The organism is Roseofilum sp. KMC-1, assembly GCF_057802075.1.
In genome coordinates this window covers 3,652,427-3,672,448 of the sequence record NZ_CM173605.1, presented here as the reverse complement: position 1 = coordinate 3,672,448, position 20,022 = coordinate 3,652,427, and the positions used below count along the sequence as shown (strand labels likewise).

16 protein-coding genes are annotated in these 20,022 nt (G+C 44.7%); 7 read left to right on the top strand and 9 right to left on the bottom strand.

The window, feature by feature from the left end:
• Positions 1–38: 38 nt before the first annotated feature.
• Positions 39–857 (bottom strand): nucleotide exchange factor GrpE, encoded by an 819-nt coding sequence (gene grpE / locus AC3FZD_RS16885; protein WP_488737144.1) that lies wholly within the window; start codon positions 855–857, stop codon positions 39–41.
• 325 nt (positions 858–1,182) lie between these two features.
• On the opposite strand from grpE, the gene AC3FZD_RS16880 reads away from it, so the two are divergent.
• The 4 genes from AC3FZD_RS16880 to AC3FZD_RS16865 all read left to right on the top strand — a co-directional run bounded on the left by AC3FZD_RS16880 (position 1,183) and on the right by AC3FZD_RS16865 (position 6,331).
• Positions 1,183–3,207, top strand: coding sequence for a GspE/PulE family protein (locus tag AC3FZD_RS16880; RefSeq protein WP_488737143.1), 2,025 nt, complete (start codon positions 1,183–1,185; stop codon positions 3,205–3,207).
• Between the two features lie 72 nt (positions 3,208–3,279).
• Positions 3,280–4,359, top strand: coding sequence for a type IV pilus twitching motility protein PilT (locus tag AC3FZD_RS16875; protein WP_488737142.1), 1,080 nt, complete (start codon positions 3,280–3,282; stop codon positions 4,357–4,359).
• Between the two features lie 46 nt (positions 4,360–4,405).
• Entirely contained in the window at positions 4,406–5,650 is a 1,245-nt protein-coding gene (locus AC3FZD_RS16870) for a type II secretion system F family protein (RefSeq protein WP_488737141.1), read from the top strand.
• Positions 5,651–5,737: 87 nt separating this feature from the next.
• Positions 5,738–6,331, top strand: a complete 594-nt coding sequence (locus tag AC3FZD_RS16865) for a hypothetical protein (protein ID WP_488740369.1) — start codon at positions 5,738–5,740, stop codon at positions 6,329–6,331.
• A 21-nt stretch (positions 6,332–6,352) separates the two neighbouring features.
• On the opposite strand, the gene AC3FZD_RS16860 is transcribed toward AC3FZD_RS16865, so the two are convergent.
• The 3 genes from AC3FZD_RS16860 to AC3FZD_RS16850 are packed head-to-tail and all read right to left on the bottom strand — an operon-like array spanning position 6,353 to position 9,253.
• Positions 6,353–6,817, bottom strand: coding sequence for a nucleoside 2-deoxyribosyltransferase (locus AC3FZD_RS16860; RefSeq protein ID WP_488737140.1), 465 nt, complete (start codon positions 6,815–6,817; stop codon positions 6,353–6,355).
• Between the two features lie 40 nt (positions 6,818–6,857).
• Complete coding sequence (locus tag AC3FZD_RS16855) at positions 6,858–8,114, bottom strand: O-antigen ligase family protein (RefSeq protein WP_488737139.1); 1,257 nt, start codon at positions 8,112–8,114, stop codon at positions 6,858–6,860.
• Positions 8,111–9,253 (bottom strand): glycosyltransferase, encoded by a 1,143-nt coding sequence (locus AC3FZD_RS16850; protein ID WP_488737138.1) that lies wholly within the window; start codon positions 9,251–9,253, stop codon positions 8,111–8,113. Before AC3FZD_RS16850 ends, AC3FZD_RS16855 begins: the two co-directional genes overlap by 4 nt.
• 161 nt (positions 9,254–9,414) lie before the next feature.
• Here AC3FZD_RS16850 and hisH point away from each other — a divergent pair, with 161 nt between their 5' ends.
• From hisH to rpoD, 3 genes are all read left to right on the top strand, one after another.
• Entirely contained in the window at positions 9,415–10,056 is a 642-nt protein-coding gene (gene hisH, locus AC3FZD_RS16845; protein WP_488737137.1) for an imidazole glycerol phosphate synthase subunit HisH, read from the top strand.
• Positions 10,057–10,221: 165 nt separating this feature from the next.
• Positions 10,222–10,476, top strand: coding sequence for a hypothetical protein (locus AC3FZD_RS16840; RefSeq protein WP_488737136.1), 255 nt, complete (start codon positions 10,222–10,224; stop codon positions 10,474–10,476).
• A 582-nt stretch (positions 10,477–11,058) separates the two neighbouring features.
• On the top strand, positions 11,059–12,180 hold the full coding sequence (rpoD, locus tag AC3FZD_RS16835) for an RNA polymerase sigma factor RpoD (RefSeq protein WP_488737135.1): 1,122 nt from the start codon (positions 11,059–11,061) through the stop codon (positions 12,178–12,180).
• A gap of 61 nt (positions 12,181–12,241) precedes the next feature.
• Here the strand turns inward: rpoD and AC3FZD_RS16830 are convergent, their stop codons facing one another.
• From AC3FZD_RS16830 to AC3FZD_RS16810, 5 genes are all read right to left on the bottom strand, one after another.
• The gene (locus tag AC3FZD_RS16830; protein WP_488737134.1) at positions 12,242–12,403 is read right to left on the bottom strand and encodes a chlorophyll a/b-binding protein; all 162 of its coding nucleotides are present in this window, start codon (positions 12,401–12,403) and stop codon (positions 12,242–12,244) included.
• Positions 12,404–12,491: 88 nt separating this feature from the next.
• On the bottom strand, positions 12,492–13,742 hold the full coding sequence (locus AC3FZD_RS16825; RefSeq protein WP_488737133.1) for an ABC transporter ATP-binding protein: 1,251 nt from the start codon (positions 13,740–13,742) through the stop codon (positions 12,492–12,494).
• 49 nt (positions 13,743–13,791) lie between these two features.
• Positions 13,792–15,111 (bottom strand): hypothetical protein, encoded by a 1,320-nt coding sequence (locus tag AC3FZD_RS16820; RefSeq protein ID WP_488737132.1) that lies wholly within the window; start codon positions 15,109–15,111, stop codon positions 13,792–13,794.
• A 7-nt stretch (positions 15,112–15,118) separates the two neighbouring features.
• Positions 15,119–17,110, bottom strand: a complete 1,992-nt coding sequence (locus AC3FZD_RS16815) for a DNA cytosine methyltransferase (protein ID WP_488737131.1) — start codon at positions 17,108–17,110, stop codon at positions 15,119–15,121.
• Positions 17,111–17,114: 4 nt separating this feature from the next.
• Entirely contained in the window at positions 17,115–19,691 is a 2,577-nt protein-coding gene (locus AC3FZD_RS16810) for a DNA gyrase/topoisomerase IV subunit A (protein ID WP_488737130.1), read from the bottom strand.
• Positions 19,692–20,022 lie beyond the last annotated feature (331 nt).

Here is a 20,022-nt window from a genome sequence, read left to right as displayed (position 1 = left end):
CTGACTTTACCGATTACCGTTGATTCTAGATCGGGGTTTTAGCTATCACTGCTATCACGGTTTTCTGCTTCCGGCTCCTGACTGGGTGTGCTGGTGTCCTCAGTTGGGGGTTCTGGTTCTTCTTCTGGAGCAGTGGCGACCTTAACCATGGCATGGCGTAATACCCGCTCGTTGATCAGGTAGCCTCGTACCAGTTCTTCGGTTACTGTGCCTTCAGGATATTCTGATGTGGCCTCTTTCATCACCGCTTCATGAAGATTGGGGTCAAATTCTTTCCCCTCTGCTCGCATGGGGGAAACGCCAATGCGTTTGAGACAGTCTACTAATTGTTTGTAGACGCTTTGATAACTTTTGTGAATATTCATTTCCCCCTCATTTTGGGGTTTGATTTGCGATCGCGCCCGCTCAAAGTTATCCACTACGGGCAGCATTTCTTGTATTGTCTTACACTTAATTTGATCTTCTAAGTCCGCTTTTTCTTTTTGTGTCCGTTTGCGGAAGTTATCAAAGTCTGCTCCTAAACGTTGGTATTGAGCTTTAACTTCCTCGTAACTCTGTTTTAAGGTGGCTAATTCTGATTCCTTACTGGCTAGGACTTCGGCTAAAAAAGCAGCTTGTGCAAAGTCCACTTCATGGACAGCCGGATCTACAGCCTCTGAAGGACTCTCTGAAGAGGGTTCTGTTGCTTCAAAAGCCCTATTTTCCTCCCCTGGAGTCTGTTCTGTTCCCTGTTCCGTTTCTAAACTGGCGGTTTCTGGAGGGGTTGCAGAAACACTAGCTGGATTTTCTGCTGTATTCAAGGGGTCTTCGGGGGTCTGATTCTGAGAATTTTCGACTTGCTTTGACTCATCCATCATGGGCGCTAACCTAATCTAACTCGCTACATCTACAATTATCATGCCGCCGGTAAAGGGTCTGAATCTTGACCCATCGCCGTAGCTCTAATTTTTTAGCTTATCCTGTCTTTTGACGGTTTGACGGGAGGATTGAATAAAATTTTGGCTTAAGTTTTGTTCCAGAAGTCGGTCTTAATCTGGTCGGTTCCTTTCACCATTAGGTAACATGCATAATAGTAGCATGAAAGGATTAGCTGCAAGCTCCCTTGGTGTTACTCCTCAGAAATCCCTAGTTTCTTCCGAGGATATCTAAATTAATTCATATTAGAGGAGATCTCCACCCCCTATGACAAAATCCCCCATGCAACGACGACAGCAGTCTAAAGCCTTGATTGCTGTTGCCAATAATCTCTCTCCCTTTGGCAATAAACTGGTGCAGTCTGGTTTTATTGAGAAGGATGATATGGAAAAGGCTCTGGTGGAAAGCCGCAAAAGTAAGCGATCGCTTACAGATGTTGTGGAGCAACTCACCGGTAAACAACTTTCCCCCGACTTGGTTCGCCAGTACAAAAAGCAACAACTTTTTGAACTCAAAATTCTATACGGTGTTGATTCCCTCGATCCAGAAATTAATGACATTGATACCAATCAAGTCAATGAACTGATTGATACCTTGATTCCGTTAGATCTCTGTCGCCGTTATCAGTTGGTTCCCCTATCTAAAAATAATGCTAATCCTCCAGCGGTATTAGTGGCTTTGGTCGATCCCGATAACTTGGCTGCTCAAGATGATCTCAATCGAGTCTTGCGTCCCCAGGGATTGACCATGAACCGGATGGTGATCACTCCAGAAGATTTCCAAGCGATCATTTCTAAATATCTGGATGAACAGGTTAAAAAAGCACCCGATCCGAAAAAGGTGGATGCGAAACAACTGGAGATTGATATTAGCCAGTTTGGAGATTTCGATCTCGAAGATGCTGGGAATGATGAAGTCTCCGATGCTGACCTGAATAAAGCCCTGGGAGATGCCGAAAGTGCCCCCGTGATTAAGGCGGTTAACCAGATTCTTGCTAAAGCTTTATCGGAAGGTGTCTCTGATATTCATGTGGAACCCCAAGAGGAAAACTTGCGGGTGCGCTTCCGTAAGGATGGGGTACTGCAAGAACCCTTTCCGCCCTTTCCGAAAAAGATTGTGCCTGCTATTACCTCCCGATTCAAAATTATTTCCGATCTCGATATTGCGGAACGACGCAAGCCTCAAGATGGTCGGATTCGCCGGGTCTTCCAAGGTCGTAAAGTAGACTTCCGGGTGAATACTCTGCCCGCTCGTTATGGTGAAAAAATTGTCCTGCGGATTTTGGATAATGCCTCAACGCAGTTGGGCTTGGATAAATTGATTACCGATTCAGAAACTCTGGAAATGGTGCGAGAGATGGCTTCTCGTCCCTTTGGACTGATTCTGGTGACGGGGCCAACGGGGTCGGGGAAATCAACTACCTTGTATTCGATTTTAGCCGAACGCAACGATCCGGGTATCAATATTTCTACGGCTGAAGACCCGATTGAATATGCTCTGCCCGGAATTAACCAGGTGCAGGTGATTCGGGAAAAAGGTATGGACTTTTCCGCGATTCTGCGGGCGTTCTTGCGGCAAGACCCGGATGTGATTCTGGTGGGGGAAACGCGGGATAAGGAAACGGCAAAAACCGCAATTGAAGCGGCGCTCACGGGACACTTGGTATTGACAACCTTGCATACCAATGATGCGTCGGGTGCGATCGCCCGGTTAGATGAAATGGGGGTAGAACCCTTTATGGTCTCTGGGGCCCTCCTCGGAGTAGTCGCTCAACGGCTAATGCGAAGAGTATGTAGCGAATGTCGCATTCCCTATACCCCCACTCCAGAGGAACTCTCTCGCTTTGGCTTATCGGCTTCTAAAGAAGGGAATTTAACGCTCTATAAAGCCAATACCATTCCCTCCGATGAACGGGGGGCATTAAAAGAAAAAGGAGAACTCTGTGCCAAATGTAATGGGGTAGGATATAAAGGACGCTGTGGGGTTTATGAACTGCTGCGGGTGACGGAAAATCTACAAATTCTGATTAACCAAGGCGCACCCACGGAACGAATTAAAGAAGCAGCCGTGGAAGAAGGCATGGTTACTCTGTTAGCCTATAGCTTAAACCTGGTTCGAGAAGGATCGACTACTCTGGAAGAAGTCGAGCGGGTAACCTTTACTGATACTGGTTTAGAGGCAGAACTCAAAGCCAAACGAAAAGTTGGGTTAACCTGTCGTGTTTGTGGAGCCGGACTTCAGCAAGAATGGATTGATTGTCCCTATTGCATGACCCCACGATTTAGTGATTAATATGACCTAATTTATAGCCAGATGGTTCTGGCTTAGATGTTAACTCTCACCAAACATTTAGGAGAAGCACCCATGAGTTACATGATCGAAGATGTGATGGAATCCTTGGTTGAACAAGGGGGATCGGATATGCATATTCAAGCGGGCGCACCGATCTATTTTCGCATTAGTGGTAAATTAACCCCCCAACCTCAGTTTGGGGAAATGCTTGATGGTGCAGATTGTCAGCGCCTGATCTTTTCGATGCTCAACAATAATCAGCGTAAAGATTTGGAACAAAACTGGGAGTTAGACTGTGCCTATGGGGTCAAAGGACTTTCTCGCTTCCGGGTGAATGTGTATCGGGAACGGGGCTGTTATGCGGCTTGCTTGCGGGCACTGGCTTCTAAAATTCCTAACTTTGAGAAATTGGGAGTTCCGGATATTATGCGGGAAATGTCAGAACGACCCCGTGGCATGGTGTTGGTGACGGGACAGACGGGATCGGGTAAAACGACAACGATGGCGGCGATTCTGGATTTGATTAACCGCACCCGTGGTGAACATATTCTGACGGTAGAAGACCCCATTGAATATGTTTTCCCTAATATTAAGAGTTTGTTTCATCAACGGCAAAAGGGAGAAGATACTAAGAGTTTCTCTAATGCTCTGAAAGCGGCTTTGCGGGAAGATCCTGATATTATTCTAGTGGGAGAAATGCGGGACTTGGAAACGATTGGTCTAGCGGTATCGGCGGCAGAAACGGGTCACTTGGTCTTTGGAACTATGCACACGAATAATGCGGCGGGTACAATTGACCGGTTATTGGATGTGTTCCCTCCTATTCAACAGCCCCAAATTCGAGCGCAAATGTCTGGCTCTATGGTGGGTGTTTGTTCCCAAAACTTAGTGCCAAAAATTGGGGGCGGACGCTGTGCAGCTCAGGAGATTATGGTGAATACTCCGGCTATTGCTAACTTGATTCGGGAAGGGAAAACGACTCAAATTTACTCAGCTATTCAAACCGGTGGAAAAATGGGAATGCAAACGATGGAAATGGCCCTGGCAAAATTGGTTAATGATGGTAAGGTTTCCTATGAAGATGCGATCGGTAAATGTAATAAGGTCGATGAACTGATGCGTTTGGTTCAACCTGCCAAACAAAAACTTTAAACTGAATCTATTCACCCACCTCAATCATTTGATGAAGTAATGAACCATGCCTAACTTTGTTGCTGATGTTCGAGATTCCATGGGAAAGGCCAAGCGAGAAACGGTCAAAGCGGACTCCCTTGGTGCAGCTCGTGCTGAGTTAATTAGTCGAGGTTTGCAAGTCGGCGAAGTGAAAAAAGCCCCCCTGTTTGGGATTGACTTTGCTAACCTTGACATGGATGAGTTAAACGAAAATTTTGCGGCGGCAACTGCGAGTGTCACCGTTAAAGATAAAGCTATCTTTTCCCGCCAATTTTCTGCCATGGTTAATGCTGGGGTGGGAATGGTGCGCTGTCTAGGAGTTTTAACGGAACAATGTGAAAATCCTAAACTGAAAAGGGCACTTAAACAAATTTCTGCTGAAGTGCAAGAGGGATCGAGTTTATCCGAAGCCATGGGCAAACACCCAGATTGTTATGATGAGCTGTATGTAGCCATGGTTTCTGCTGGGGAAGTTGGGGGGGTACTCGATGATGTCCTCAACCGTCTAGCTAAGTTACTGGAAGATTCGGCTAGGCTGCAAAACCAGATGAAGTCAGCTATGTCTTATCCAACTACGGTGGGGACTCTGGCGGTGATTATTTTCCTTGCCTTAACGATTTTTCTGATTCCTACTTTTGCCAATATCTTTGCTGATATTGGGGTAGAGCTACCTGCCTTTACGCAAATGATGTTGATGATTAGTGGCTTTTTGGTTGATGCTAAAAAATCGGTAACTTTGTTTGTGGTTTTGATTGTTTCCAAGGTTGTCTATGATAACTGGTACAAAACTCCTCAAGGTAAAAAAATTATGGATAAGCAGTTCCTGAAATTGCCTTTGTTTGGGGATTTGATTAAAAAAACGGCGACGGCTCGCTTTTGCCGCACATTTGGGACTCTATCCCGTGCAGGTGTTCCTATTCTTACTTCTTTGGAAATTGTCCGGGATACTGCCGGAAATCAGACGATTGCGGATGCGGTAGAAGCTTCCCGCCAAGAAATTCAAGGGGGGGGGATGATTAGCACGGCTCTCGATCGATTTAAGGTGTTTCCTGCCCTGGCGATTCAAATGATTAGTATTGGGGAAGAAACGGGGCAAATTGACCAGATGCTGATGAAGGTGGCTGACTTCTATGAAGATGAAGTGGAACAAGCGGTTAAAGGGTTAACCAGTATGCTCGAACCGGTGATGATTGTGGTCATCGGGGGTATGGTGGGTTCGATTTTGCTGGCGATGTATTTACCTATGTTTAAGGTGTTTGAAACGATGTAACCTCTGGAAGCGTAACGGGGAAGTGACCCTATGGTAGGGTGGATTCTCCGTTGTGCTGTCTCTTGATAACGGTATCAATTAAGGATGATGACGATCAAAAAATCCCATTATGAAGCTCTATTAGCAGAATATAGTAATCTGAAGTCTGCGATCGCCCTATTGCGCCAATATCGCCCCTATGTGGAATTTCTGCCCAGTCTCCGACGACCGGAAGAGAGCTTGATTTCTATTCCATTACCTATTGTGGATTTAAAGCCCAGGGAAATCATCTCGGAAGGCATTCATCAGCCTCCCATTGGATTAACGCAGCTCCTCTGCGATCTGGGTTTTTTGATGTGCGATCCGGAGTGGAAAATTAAAACGGGAGTAGAAATTTTTGTATTTATTCATCGGCCAGGAGAAGATTTTTCCGATCTCTTAGGACGCTGGAGACAAACTCAAATTTGGTTAGATGGAGATTATCAGTGGGTGATGCCTCTGCATTATTCCCATATTATTAGTGAAGGTTCAGACCGAATTTTTCCGATCTTTGTTCTCTTTCCAGAAACACCGGAACGAATTAAACGGGGATTACAAGGCGCTGGTTTACCGTTTTTAATCCAAACTCCTTCCCTGTTACTGGAAGAAGATTTCCAAGATATGGAACTGGAAAATTTAGATGCTCAATCTTATGATATCTAGCCTAGTGATTCCTGCTGCTGATTATTCGATGATTTTCAGCAAAATAGGAAAATAATCTTCTCCTGGAAAAATCGTTGTGATGTTAAGGGGGATTTTTGGGGGTAAATTCCGTTGTGTTAAGAGCAAATGATTGCAACTTTGGAGCAGCATTAAATTTAATCCTCCATCATCTCCGGTTCCCCTAAAATCGGTTCTTAAGCCGATAATGGGGATTTTTTTGGCGTAAGCGTAACCCATTTCAAAACAGGTTCCAGAATCTGCGTCTGCACCATCTAAGATGACTAAGACTAGATGAGCATGATTGAGTCCATATAAACATTTTTCAAATATGTCTTGAGTTTTAGTCAGGTCTTTTGCTTCTTCTTGGGGTAAAAAAACACGGTGACCAGCAGATTGTAATCGTTGTGCTAACCTAGCATTAAATTCTTGCTCGGCTTGTGTAAATAAGGGAGCTGCTAGGTAAATCCAAGAGGGTTGATTAAGCATGGATTCTGAATTTAGGGAATTATCCGGTTATAGTAGTTTATCATTTATGAAGTTGATGGGATATTATGGGGGTAGGAGACTGAATTAAGGTACGCACAAACCAGTAAATGGCTATTGTCGTCACTGCATATTCATAGATAAAGTAATCAACCATTTGAGATCCTAAAAATAGAATTAAAGGGATACAGTTAAGTAAGGTTTTATGGTCTGTAATCGCTATTCGCGACAAAATGGCTAATGTCAATAAAGATAATACAATACCAACAATGCCTAGTTCAACCCAGATACTTAAGAATAGGTTGTGGGTATTAAAGCGAGAGTGACCATAGATTTGATGACAAAAGACTTCTTGAAATACGCCAACTCCTACTCCAGAAATGGGATGTTCTAAGGCGATTTCTGTTGCTTTTTGCCATAAAATGAATCGATCATCTATGGAGGTGTGGGGGACTGCTGGGGGGTGAAGGGTGGCTAAGTTGATGGAGGAAGTCTGGGCGATCGCCGCTTGGGGGGTTCTGAGTTGCGCCCAGAGTTGGGGAAGAAGGCGCTCGGAGGAGGGTTGAATGAGGAGTAAACAAATGATTAGAAACAGGAAAAGGTTGGTTGCTAATCGAACAGAAATAAAGTTTTTGATCCTGACTAAAACTAAGCCGATCGCAAAGACTAGCCAACCATTCCGACTGCCGGATAAGGCGATGAGGATAATAAAGGGATAAACCCAATATTGTCGAGGAAGATAGGAGCGATCGCGATTCCACAATAAGGTGATGATACCACTGATGGCCATCAGCACGCCAAAGGGATTGGGGCCTTGCACGATGGAGCGGATGCGGGGATAGGAGTCTGGATAGCTGAAGAGGTTAATTAGCTCATTGTTGGGGAAGGCTTGTTCTAGAAATCCTCCCATCCCGATCAGAGTCAGGATAGACAACACTATTTTATCGGCATTTGAAGTCTGGGGTATTGCCCTCAGCAGAGCGACAAAAGCGCATAAAGCGATCGCATAGATTGAGTATTTTAAGGTATGGTGAAGGGCGATCGCTCTCCAATCACTCAAAATTGCAGCAATCCATACCCAACTGTAAAACAAAATAAGTACGATCCACAGGTTGGGATGACCGCGCAATTCTTGCATGAGAGCCGGCCAATTGTAGAAAATGGCAACTAATCCAAAACCGGCAATGAGGATAAAATGGATACTCATTTCTACTCCGGGAACTTGAATCCGTGATAGCAGAGATGATACCAACAGAAGCAGCAGTAAGGCTTGATTGAGGTTAGCGCAAGAGGACTTCATGAACGAAAATATTGCTCAGAAAGTAAGCGATTGAGTTGATTTACAAATTGGTTGATACTGTACGTTTGTATCACATAATTCCGGAGAGCTTCGGGTTCATAGAATCGAGGATTGGGGTATTTTCCTTGTAAAATTTGATCAAGAGTATTAGCAATCTCGTCTACATCTTCAGGATCGACTAAACTGCCCCATTCTCCTCCCGCTAAGGGATCGATCGCCCCATCCTGATTTCCCCCCAATACGGGTTTTCCGCAAGCCATCGCTTCTAAATAGACAATGCCAAATCCTTCCCCTTGACTGGGAAGAGCAAAGACATCGCAGAGATTATAATGGTCACAGAGTTCTTCATCGGCAATTAAACCGGTGAGAGTGACGGATGAACTCAGATTTAGAGTCTCAATTTTAGCTTCAATCCAGGGCAGATCGTCTCCTTTGCCAACCAACACATAATGAATATTGGGAATGTTTTGGCGCAGTAAGACTAGAGCATCTAAGAGGATGCCATACCCTTTATATCGAGCGGAACGTCCGAGACGACTGACGGTTAAGATAATGGGTTGTTCTGGAGAGAGTCCATAGCGTTTGAGTAAATACTGAGGTTTGGGTTTAATCTGAAACCGTCTATGATCGAAAGTATTGGGTAAGACAACGACTTGTGCTGGTGTTAATGTTTGCTCTAGCAGTAGCCGCGATCGCGTATAGTGACTAACTGCGACTACGCGATCGGCATGATACAAGGCTTGCTGTAATCGAGGGTCCGAAATATCCCACACCTCAGTTCCATGAGCGACTATCCAATAAGGAATACCCAACCAGCGCTTAATCCAATGGAACGCTACACTATAGTTAACATGGGTGCAAATCATGAGCTGGGGAGGCTTTTGTAAACTCAATTTCACTAATGTAACAGCCAAAAGTAGGCTTTGCATCCAGCGAGGAAAGCGGCCAAAGCACCAAAATCGGGTTTGAGCAAGAAAACTATGGGATGAGGCAATTTCTCGGTCATATTTAAGTAAGACATCATATTGACTTTCAGGATAGAGTTGTTGTAAAGCCTGAAGGAGAAAGGCAGAATAGACCTGAATTCCGCCTTTAAAGCCAAACATATTCGGAAAAACCAGTATAAATTGAGAGTTCATAAGTTTTGAAGAGAGCGATCGCAGGAGAAAGATTTCCCCTATAGGGTTCTCCGTTGAAATTTGGCTTTTTTATGCAAATGCTCGGAAATTGTTACATTAATTTACATCACCGATCGCCTACAATAGGGGCATATTCGCCCATTCAGTAAGGATAAAATACCATGTCAGTTATCGCCGTCATCGATTACGATATGGGTAACTTGCACTCGGTTTGTAAGGGACTAGAAAAAGCCGGTGCAACTCCCAAAGTAACCGACTTGGCTACAGAAATCCACCAAGCAGATGCTGTGGTTTTGCCAGGAGTAGGGGCCTTTGATCCAGCAGTAGAGCATATTCGATCGCGCTACCTGGAAGATCCGATTAAAGAGGCGATCGCCAGTGGTAAACCCTTTCTAGGGATTTGTTTGGGATTACAAATCTTGTTTGACTATAGCGAAGAAGGACAACAACCCGGTTTGGGAATTCTTCCTGGAGCTGTTCGTCGCTTTCACTGGGAGCCAGGAATCACCATTCCTCACATGGGATGGAATCACCTAGAGTTTACCCAACCGGATATCCCCCTATGGCAGCACTTATCGAGCAACTCTTGGATGTATTTTGTCCATTCCTACTATGTCGATCCCCAAGATCAAGTGGTATGTGCAGCCACAGTTACCCATGGGAGTCAAAGGGTAACAGCGGCGATCGCCCGAAACAACCTCATGGCTGTTCAATTCCATCCCGAAAAATCCGACCGCGCTGGACTACAAATCCTCTCTAACTTTGTCGAGCATGTCCGCTCTCAAAGCACCATTTGTGTTTAATTCCAGTGATTTTCAAGATTAGGAACTCACCTCCTGTATCCTAGTCTTGAATCCTCCCCTCTCGCCTGTTGATTTTACAGCCAAACTATTGTGTTACCTCTGGTCGTTAAGGAAAATAGCCTTTTTACCTTTAAATTCTGGTTCAATGACCAGATTCAAGAGGGAATGAACTACCAACAGGAAATGTTTTGTCGGTTATACACCCTCGCGCCTCAATGCCGGGCCCAACTCTATCAGTTTGGCTGTAAGCTCACTCAAAATGGAACCCCTGTCGTCATTAGCATTACAGACCAGCATTGCAGTTTATGGGTGAGCCTACGAGATCCCATTGTCAAAGCTGTTCTCATTGATGGACTCCCTTTAGATCTGCCCAATACCTTGCCAGAGAAGGACTTTCCCGATCCCTTGCCCCCATCTTAGCGCCAAGGAGAATCAATTTTGCTGTTAAAACGTTAATTTTGTCAATTAACTTAACCTAATTCCCCCCCCCATTTTGGCCAAAAGTGAGTTAACTTAACAGAAAATAGATGGTAATTGAGTCCCCTAGGGCAATTCAATTGCTCCCTAACTGTGAGGTTCTACCTCAGTAGAGTCATACTACAAAAACCACTACATTTTCGTGTTTTTGTAGTATGACAAAGCCAACCCTAATTTTTGCTCCCCTCCATGCAACTGCCTGGCAAAAACCAGTGCTGAGACTCCTAAATCCAGCCTTGAGCTGGGAGTTCTTGAATCTCCCAAGCGGCTGGCTTGGGATCATCTGGGGAGCATCTCTAGACCCCTATTGGGTAAACCCCCTCTTAATCAGTATGGGGTGTTATACCCTCCAATAGAGTTGGGACTAGAGAAAAGCATCTAATTTTCTAAAATCTGACACACAGATCCCTCAAGTGTTGTTAAACTTGAAAGGTTTGTTGGTAGATAAAGGTGAAGAAAACCTCACCAACACAAATTCTCAACTTGATTTCTTAAGATACTTAAAAGGAGCATGAGGAACGCGGCATGACCCAGGCTAAAAACCTACTCCCAACCCTCGAACCCCCCGAACTTGAAGAGGAACTGTACGCAATAGAGGAGGAAGAACTGGATGATTATCTAGATACCACTCCGGATGAGGACGACGGTAAGTCTGGCAAAGTTCGCTCGATACGTCGAAAGACCCCAGTCAAGAAAAAGCATTATACAGAAGATTCTATTCGTCTGTATTTACAAGAAATTGGTCGAATTCGACTGTTAAGGGCTGACGAAGAAATTGAACTAGCCCGTAAAATTGCTGATTTATTAGAATTAGAGCGTCTGAGAGACGACTTAGAAGAAGGGCTAGAGCGAGAGCCAAGTGATGCGGAATGGGCTGAATCGGTGGGAATGCCTTTACCCCAGTTTCGGTATCGTTTGCATCTGGGACGACGGGCCAAGGACAAAATGGTACAGTCCAACTTACGTTTGGTGGTTTCGATCGCCAAAAAATACATGAATCGCGGTCTATCCTTCCAAGATTTGATCCAGGAAGGAAGCTTAGGCTTAATCCGAGCTGCGGAAAAATTCGATCATGAGAAAGGCTATAAGTTCTCAACTTATGCCACTTGGTGGATTCGTCAAGCCATTACGCGGGCGATCGCCGATCAATCTCGAACCATTCGCCTTCCGGTTCACCTCTACGAAACCATTTCTCGGATTAAAAAGACCACTAAGTTGCTCTCCCAAGAAATGGGACGCAAACCCACCGAGGAAGAAATCGCAGAACGCATGGAAATGACCATCGAAAAACTGCGGTTTATTGCCAAATCTGCTCAACTGCCGATCTCTCTAGAAACCCCCATTGGTAAGGAAGAAGACTCCCGTTTAGGAGACTTTATCGAATCCGATGGCGAAACCCCAGAAGACCAAGTTTCTAAGAGTTTGCTGCGGGAAGACTTAGAAGGAGTCCTAGGAACTCTCAGTCCTCGCGAACGGGATGTTTTGCGTCTGCGCTATGGGTTAGATGATGGACGGATGAAAACCCTAGAGGAAATTGGGCAAATCTTTAATGTGACGCGGGAGCGGATAAGGCAAATTGAGGCTAAAGCCTTGCGTAAATTGCGCCACCCCAACCGCAATAGCATTTTACGGGAGTATATCGGCTAGATTCCCCGATTGATATTTACTTTGAAAGACGGCAGATTGATCTTCATCTGCCGTCTTTTGCCTACAGTCCAAAAATACCGAGAAATCCATCACTAGAAACCAATTGAATCCCTAGAGCAACCGCAAAGCCAACCATAGCTAAACGGCCATTCCAGATTTCTGCTTGGGGGGTGAAGCCAACCTTCCAAGCGTTGCGGTTGGGTACAGTTTCCTGATCTTCCATGGATTACAGTCCTCATTTATGCAAAATTTGTTCGTGTAAATAAATATTAACAAAATGAGAGACGGTTAGTTGTAATTTTGATTACTGTTCAAAACTTCTTATGGTTTTGATCCCTAATGGGGAAAATAGCTAATCCTGTTTGGGCAGAAAAGAGATGGATATGTTCAGGCATCAGGGAAAACCAAAGGGTTTCGCCGTTTTGAACAGAGCGAGGTTGAGCCAATCTGAGATTAAGCCGGGTCGATGCTTCTGGGAAACTTCCGGAAACTAGGGTTTCATGGCCGAGTTGCTCCACGGTTTGTATCTGAATGGGTAAATTTTTAGGAGCGGGGTTACTTTCTTGAAGGTGTTCGGGGCGAATCCCTAAGATTAAAGCGGTTTCGCCTAATTTCTCTAAGGGGTGTTTCCAGGCTTCGGGTAAGGTTAAGCGAAATTGGGGATGGAGCAATAATAGGGGGGCAGATAACTCGACCGGAATAAAGTTCATCGATGGAGAACCGATGAATTGGGCGACGAACTGATTGGTGGGTCGATGGTAGAGGTCTAAGGGGGGGGCTACCTGTTGCAGTTCCCCTTGATTCATGACAGCGATGCGATCGCCCATGGTCATTGCTTCGACCTGATCGTGGGTGACATAAATGGTGGTTACTCCGACTTGACGTTGAAGTTGGACAATCTGCGATCGCGTTTGCGTCCGTAATTGAGCATCTAGATTGGATAATGGCTCATCCATGAGGAAAACTTGGGGATTGCGGGCGATCGCCCGTCCCAGAGCCACCCGTTGCTTCTGTCCCCCAGACAACTGCTTGGGTAAGCGCTCCAAGAGGGTCTCAATTTCCAATAACCGCGCCACCTGTTGCACTTGTGCTTGAATTTGGCGCTCTTCTGGGGAAAGATAGCGCAAACCGGGAGGAAGCGATCGCGTTAGCGCCACTCCTCCCCGCTTCATCCAGTGTTCCATCGAGGGGGCTGAATTAGTCCGTCTCAACCCAAAGGCGATGTTCTCATAAACCGTCATATGGGGATACAGGGCATAATTTTGGAACACCATGGCCGTATTCCGAGCTTTTGGCGGTAAGGTATTGACTTGGCGATCGCCAATCCAAACCTGTCCCCCCGTCAAACTCTCCAAACCCGAAATAATCCGCAACAGGGTACTCTTCCCGCATCCCGACGGCCCCACCAGCACCAAAAACTCCCCATCCTCCACCGTCAAATTAATATTCCGCAAAACCGGAGCTTTCTGGTTCTGAGCATTTTTACCCTCAATCTCAGATGGAGCTGATGAAACAGCCCGATCAAAGTGCTTATAAACATTTTCTAAAACTACTGTTGCCACGTTATCTCACAAAATCAAAAATTAAAAAAATCACCTTAATTTACTTACCTTAATTTACTAGGTTTTGAGTGAAAATTTCATCTAATTTCAGCAGCCACTGATAACAAGGCTCATCAATCGGAGCCAGATCTCTCCGTTGCTGTGCTAAAGATTCTACATAGGCTTTGAGCCAAGCAGTAGCCAATTCCTCTTCTAGGGCAGTCGCAACCATCAACACACCCTTAAACTGTTCTTCAATCCACTGCTCTAACCTTAACACCTGAATGGATACCCCATAGATCTGTTCAAGTTCCTCACATCTTGAGTTCAACTCCTCCAGCCGTTCAGGTTCAACACTGGTAACAAATCCAGCTTTTCTAACCGTAGAAATCACTTCCAGTTTCTCTGATAATTCTTCAATCTCATCTCTTAGATAGGATTTACCATATTTAGCATCCCAAGCTTCTATCACTTCTCCATCTTCCAAAAGCTCAATATCCCCAACATTACCCTGTTTTTTGTTTGCCGATCGCATTTGTGACAGTGGTTTTAAAGAGCTATTCGGAAAACCATCATATTCTTGCACAGCTTGCATCAAACTATGCATGGCAATTTCCATTAACCGAGCGGCATAATCCGAGCGGCTAATATGTTCCGTGATTAAATCAAAAACCATTTTCTGATTAATAACTGTTGAGTCTAAAAACAGGTTAAGATTATCTACTATTTTTATAGACAATTGCCTAAAATTATCTGCTTGGTTGAGTAACTGAGATAACAAGTATTTTAATCCTAACGCAGGATCAAGGTCTTCTTCCTCTATCGCCTCAACAATACTGATCCATTCAGAACGCGCACCCCTTATCTTCGCCTTATAAACTCTCGAATATGGATAATTTTCAGCTAGACTTCGAGTCATCATAAAACCATCAGCATTAAGTCTGAGTAATTCATATTTTCTCAGTACAGGTGTAATATAGCGTTTATCAAGAGAACGCATGGAAATCCCATCACGCCACGAAAAATCCCTGGTGCTTTTACTCCCTTTATGTAATCTAATATTTTGTTTGGGTTCAATCGATTTAACACAGAGCTGTAGTATAGTCAGTCCCACTAAAGCTCTACCCACCTCACTGGTGACTGATTGCAGTAGTCGCTCCAATAGATTCTGATGTTCTTGTCTTAATTGTGAAAAATCAAGATTGGAACAGCGATCTCTACAAATTAAAATTTGTCTTTCTAAGTAATCCTTCGACAATTCTTCTGATATTTTTTGATATCGTAACTGTGCAGATTGACTCATTCCTCCTTCATCAAAGATTTGCACGCTTCCATCTGGGAGAACCAGCTCGCTTTTATTGGTGTAAACTCTTAAATATAATTCACTCATAGCTAAATTATAAATTTTTGTGAAGTTGAACACTCTTGGGATTTAGGGTGGGAAAAGCATAAGGGATTAAATAATAATTGACAGGGATTTGGGGATTAGTATTGTAACTTCTCACTTCATAACCTATCGATTTTAGAGATTTTAAGTAATCTAAGATATCTTCTGGATTGACATTCCAATAGTTAGCCAAGTCTTTCGTACTCAGTTGAGTTCCCGTACCAATACATTGGGTTACCCATTGAATTACATGCCAAAACACATCCACCTTAATCTGAGGACAGAAACTGATCATTCCACTGATACGAGGCTTATACTGATAATAGCCAGAGAGTTGGACTAAATCGGCTTGACCCGTCGCTTCAATAACCTTTTCTTCAAAAGCTTTCCAAAGAGAAGTAAACAGCCTTTTATTAAGTTGCTTACCAGACAATCTAACTGATTTTGTACTTAAAACCCAATCCCGATCGTCCGAACAGGGACAAATATCAATCCAAAACTTATCTCTGTCATCCACCTCATTATGAATGCTGGCGGTAATTTTCCAATCAGAGGAATTTAAGTCATAATTCAGATAAATGGGAAAACTTTGATCCACTTTTTCTTCTGTCCATGAGAAAGTAGCCATAGATAGAAACCTTACGAACTGCTTTTTGCCGTGATAACTAGAAGGATCGACCACTGCAATTTTTCCTTCCTCTAATAGTTCTGAAATAGCTGATTTAGCTTTTTGAGCGTAAACCTTGGTTAATTCTCTTTTGCGTTTTCTAAAGGTTAAAGGTTGATTAGAGTTCAAATAAGCCATTTGAAAAGGTAATTTATTACCCAAGGCTTGATGTAAAATACTCAGAGCCAGAATTCTCGCTAATTGAGGTGGAACTGAATTACCAATTTGCTCAACTGCAACTTGTCTACTCCCGATTATTTGATAGTCATCAGGAATAGTTTGTAGACGTTTTAATTCAGCGATAGAAAATTTTCGGTTTTCCCAACTAAAAGGGCCTGTATACTGGCCTCCTTTCGCCTTAATGGTTCGGACGGGGCGATCGGGATCAGCTTTATAAAGGAAGTCTGAAAATTTCGATCGCCAACTAAAGATTGGATGGGGATATCCCATTTCTTTCGTATAAAAACTGTAATTCAGTCCGGGAGGAATATCTTCTAGTAAATGACCAAACTTTCCACCTAAACTTAATGATCTATCTGAAAGATCAGCCCCTTGAACTGCCTCATATGCCGAGTAATAAGGTCGATTATTCAAAGAGTCAAACCCGTGAGTCGGATAAGGAAATAAATAGTCTCCCTTTTGTAGTCCGACAATAAATAAACGCTCTCGATGTTGGGCAACTCCATAATCAGCCGCATCTAAAATACGAAAATAAATCTTATAGCCAACCTCTCGAAAAGCATCTTGAATCACGTTCCATGCTTGTCCTTGATTTGCTCCTATAATTCCTGATACATTCTCAAACAAAAATCCTTTAGGTTGAAGCAGTTTTAAAAGGCGGACATATTCTTCAAATAGCCGCCCTCTACGATCAGTTGTACCGGTGACTCCAGAAGCTCTCCGTCCAGCAGCAGAAAATGTTTGGCAAGGTGGCCCACCGATGATAAAGTCCACCTTCAGATCGCGGTTTGGAACAAAAGTTCTGATATCTGTACAAATGGGTTTAGTGCCTTCTAACCATTGTCCAGGTTGAGAATTTTTTTCGAGGGTTTGAATGTATTTAGGTTCTAGCTCAACCATATGAATAATATCAAATCCAGCATCATGAAAGCCAATATCTAGACCGCCACCGCCAGAAAATAGGCTCAAGGTTTTAACTAGGGGGATGTTTTGGGCTTGTAAATATTGACGCAAGGACTGACCAAAGCGATCGCCCCAGTTTTTCTCTGGGTTGATACTCAAAGTGGCTAAGATCTGTTCAAACCAATTGTTAGGATCAGATTTGGAATTGGGGATTTCCAGAGGTAGAGATAATTGTTGCATATTTGCTGACATTGACCTACTTCGATCGCGGTCTCTCCAAGAGATAAAGATCCTTCAAAGTTTCCTGAGACTGTAACTTAAACAACCGATCGCCGGTTCCATCCTTACCCATCTCTTCCACCTGATCCACCTCTAACCGCCAAAACCGTTGACTGCTGCTCACTGCTTGTACTTTTCCGCCCGCAGGCGCTAATACCATACCCACCAGGCGATCGCGCCAGCGATGCGGAGCATTATCGCCTCGTTCGGTAAATTGCAGCGCCTGCGTACCAATATCTCCCCGGTTTCCTTGGCGAATGACCTCCACAGGAACCCGTTTTCCGAATCCCATCTCGGACACCAACAGGATTTTATCCTGGGGACGAGCCACCACACAACCGACTAACTGCTCCTGTTTTCTTAACCTCAAAGCTTGATAACCCTGGGCAGTGCGGCCTAAAACCGGCACTTGTTCCGAATTCATATCTAGGCGTAAGATCCGGCCTCCCGATGTTCCTAACAATAATTGTGACCTCGGCCCCGCTAAATACACATACTTGAGGCGATCGCCCTCCTTCAACTTCAGCGCCGTTAACCCACTGGCTCGCAAATTGGCAAACTCCACCAAAGGCAACCGTTTAATCCGTCCCTCCTCCGTCACCAACACCAAATCTTGATCCTCAGCATACTCCGTCAGCACAAACTGAGCCACCACATCCGGCGGTTGTCCCGTACCCCCATAGGGCAATAAACTACTGAGGGGCATTCCCTGGGAATTGCTACTGGTAGGAACTTGACCCACCTTCACCCCATAGCCTTTCCCATCTACTGTTAATAGCAATAAATCCGCATCGGCTCCCGCTCGATAACAGCTTAGAGCCGAAGCCATCCCCTCCCCTGCATCAGCGCTCATCTCAGGAACTCGGCGAATATATCCCCCATAGCTAATCTCCAGATAACTCATTTCCAAAGAGACGGATAACTCTTGTATAATTTGTTGTTCAGGAGCGGAAGTTTGGCCCTTCTGGGAATGTTTCGATCGCCTCGATGAAGGCTCTGATTGCCCTGAGTTCGGCTGGCTTCTAGTACGAGCCAACTGCTCGATCCTCTGATTTGGCTCTTCAATGCGCGTGCGTCGGGGGTTATCATAGCGACGCTTCAGGCTACGGAGTTCTTTTTTCAAAGACTTGAGGAGTTCTGACCTTTCATTGAGCAATTGCTCCAATTCTTGTATCCGTTGAGTGAGTTGGTCAAACTCCGTTTGTAAATTTTGTCGCTCTAATCCCGTTAACCGACGCATGGGCATAGCTAACAGAGCATCCGCTTGAGTCGGTTGTAAGTTTAACTGGGCTTGTAGTTGAGCTTTTGCCGTTGTCCCATCGGCAGCATTTCTGAGAATGGTGATCGCCCGATCCAAAGAAGCCAGCGCTAATAATAACCCTTCCAAAATATGGCAACGTTTGCGCGTTTGTTCCAACTCATGATTATATTGGCGCGTTAGGGTTTGTTCCCGGAAACTAAGGAACTCTTGCAGCACTTGGCGTAAACTCAACTGCTGGGGACTTCCATTCACCAGAGCCAAGAAAATCGCCCCAAAATTGGTTTGCAAAGGCGTTTGATGATAGAGATGGGCTAAGATTTCACTCGGTTGGGCATCCGTTTTCAGCTCCAATACCACCCGCATTCCAGAGCGATCGCTTTCATCCCGAATATCCGAAATTCCCTCTAACTTGCCATGATTGACCAAATCGGCTACTTTCTCAATCCATCCCGCCTTATTCACCTGATAAGGTAACTCCGTCACGATAATACAATCGCGGATGCGCTTGCGTTTCCCCGGTTGTATTTTCTCTATAGTTGCCACTCCGCGCATGGGAATACTGCCTTTTCCCGTCCGATAGGCACTCTCAATTCCTTCTCGATCTACAATTACCCCACCCGTGGGAAAATCCGGTGCAGGTATTTTTTGTATCAACTTCTCATCTGAGAGTTCTGGATTATCAATTAAAGCAATTAACCCATCCACCACTTCCCCCAAATTATGGGGCGGAATATTAGTCGCCATCCCTACGGCTATGCCAGAACAACCATTGAGCAGTAAAATCGGCAATTGGGCCGGTAGCACCACGGGTTCGACTTGTGAGTTATCAAAGTTGGGAATAAAATCGACTGTAGACTCGCTAATTTCCGCCAATAAACTCTCATGACTAATGGGAGAAAGGCGCGTTTCTGTATAGCGCATGGCTGCTGGGGGATCGTTATCGACTGAGCCGAAATTACCATGACCCGCGAGTAGGGGATAGCGACAGGAAAAATCCTGTACCATCCGCACGAGTGCTTCATAAACTGCCTGATCCCCATGGGGATGATATTTACCCAACACATCCCCAACCACCCGCGCACATTTACGATAGGGGCGATCGGGTGTTAATCCTAATTCATGCATGGCGTATAAAATCCGCCGATGTACTGGCTTTAACCCATCGCGAACATCCGGGAGGGCACGGCCAACAATTACACTCATAGCATATTCAAGATAAGACCTCTCCATTTCGGTATGTAAGGCGGTGGGAATAATTTGTTCGCTCTGGAAAAGTCGCAGTTGTTTAGCCATGGGTTAGATGAAGGTAATGGTGAACTCAGGGTTGAGAATGCGGTATCAGGTAAGTTTTTAGGGTACACCTGACTGAGCCAAAATGGCCGGAGATCGCCCCATTGATTCGGGTTTACTCTCTTTCTCTTGTAAAATAGGAGAGAAAACCTGAATACCAAAAGTAACCAATGTGGGGGCCAAATGAATCTAAGTGAGATCGTGCAGGTGAGCAGGGTCAGCATCAGCTCTGGGTTCGGTGGGACAGGGCAATTAGGGGGAGATGAATAGCTCAATTGATTCCTCATTGCCTCTCTATCTATGCAAGAGTAGGAGTTGTCTCATACACTCATAC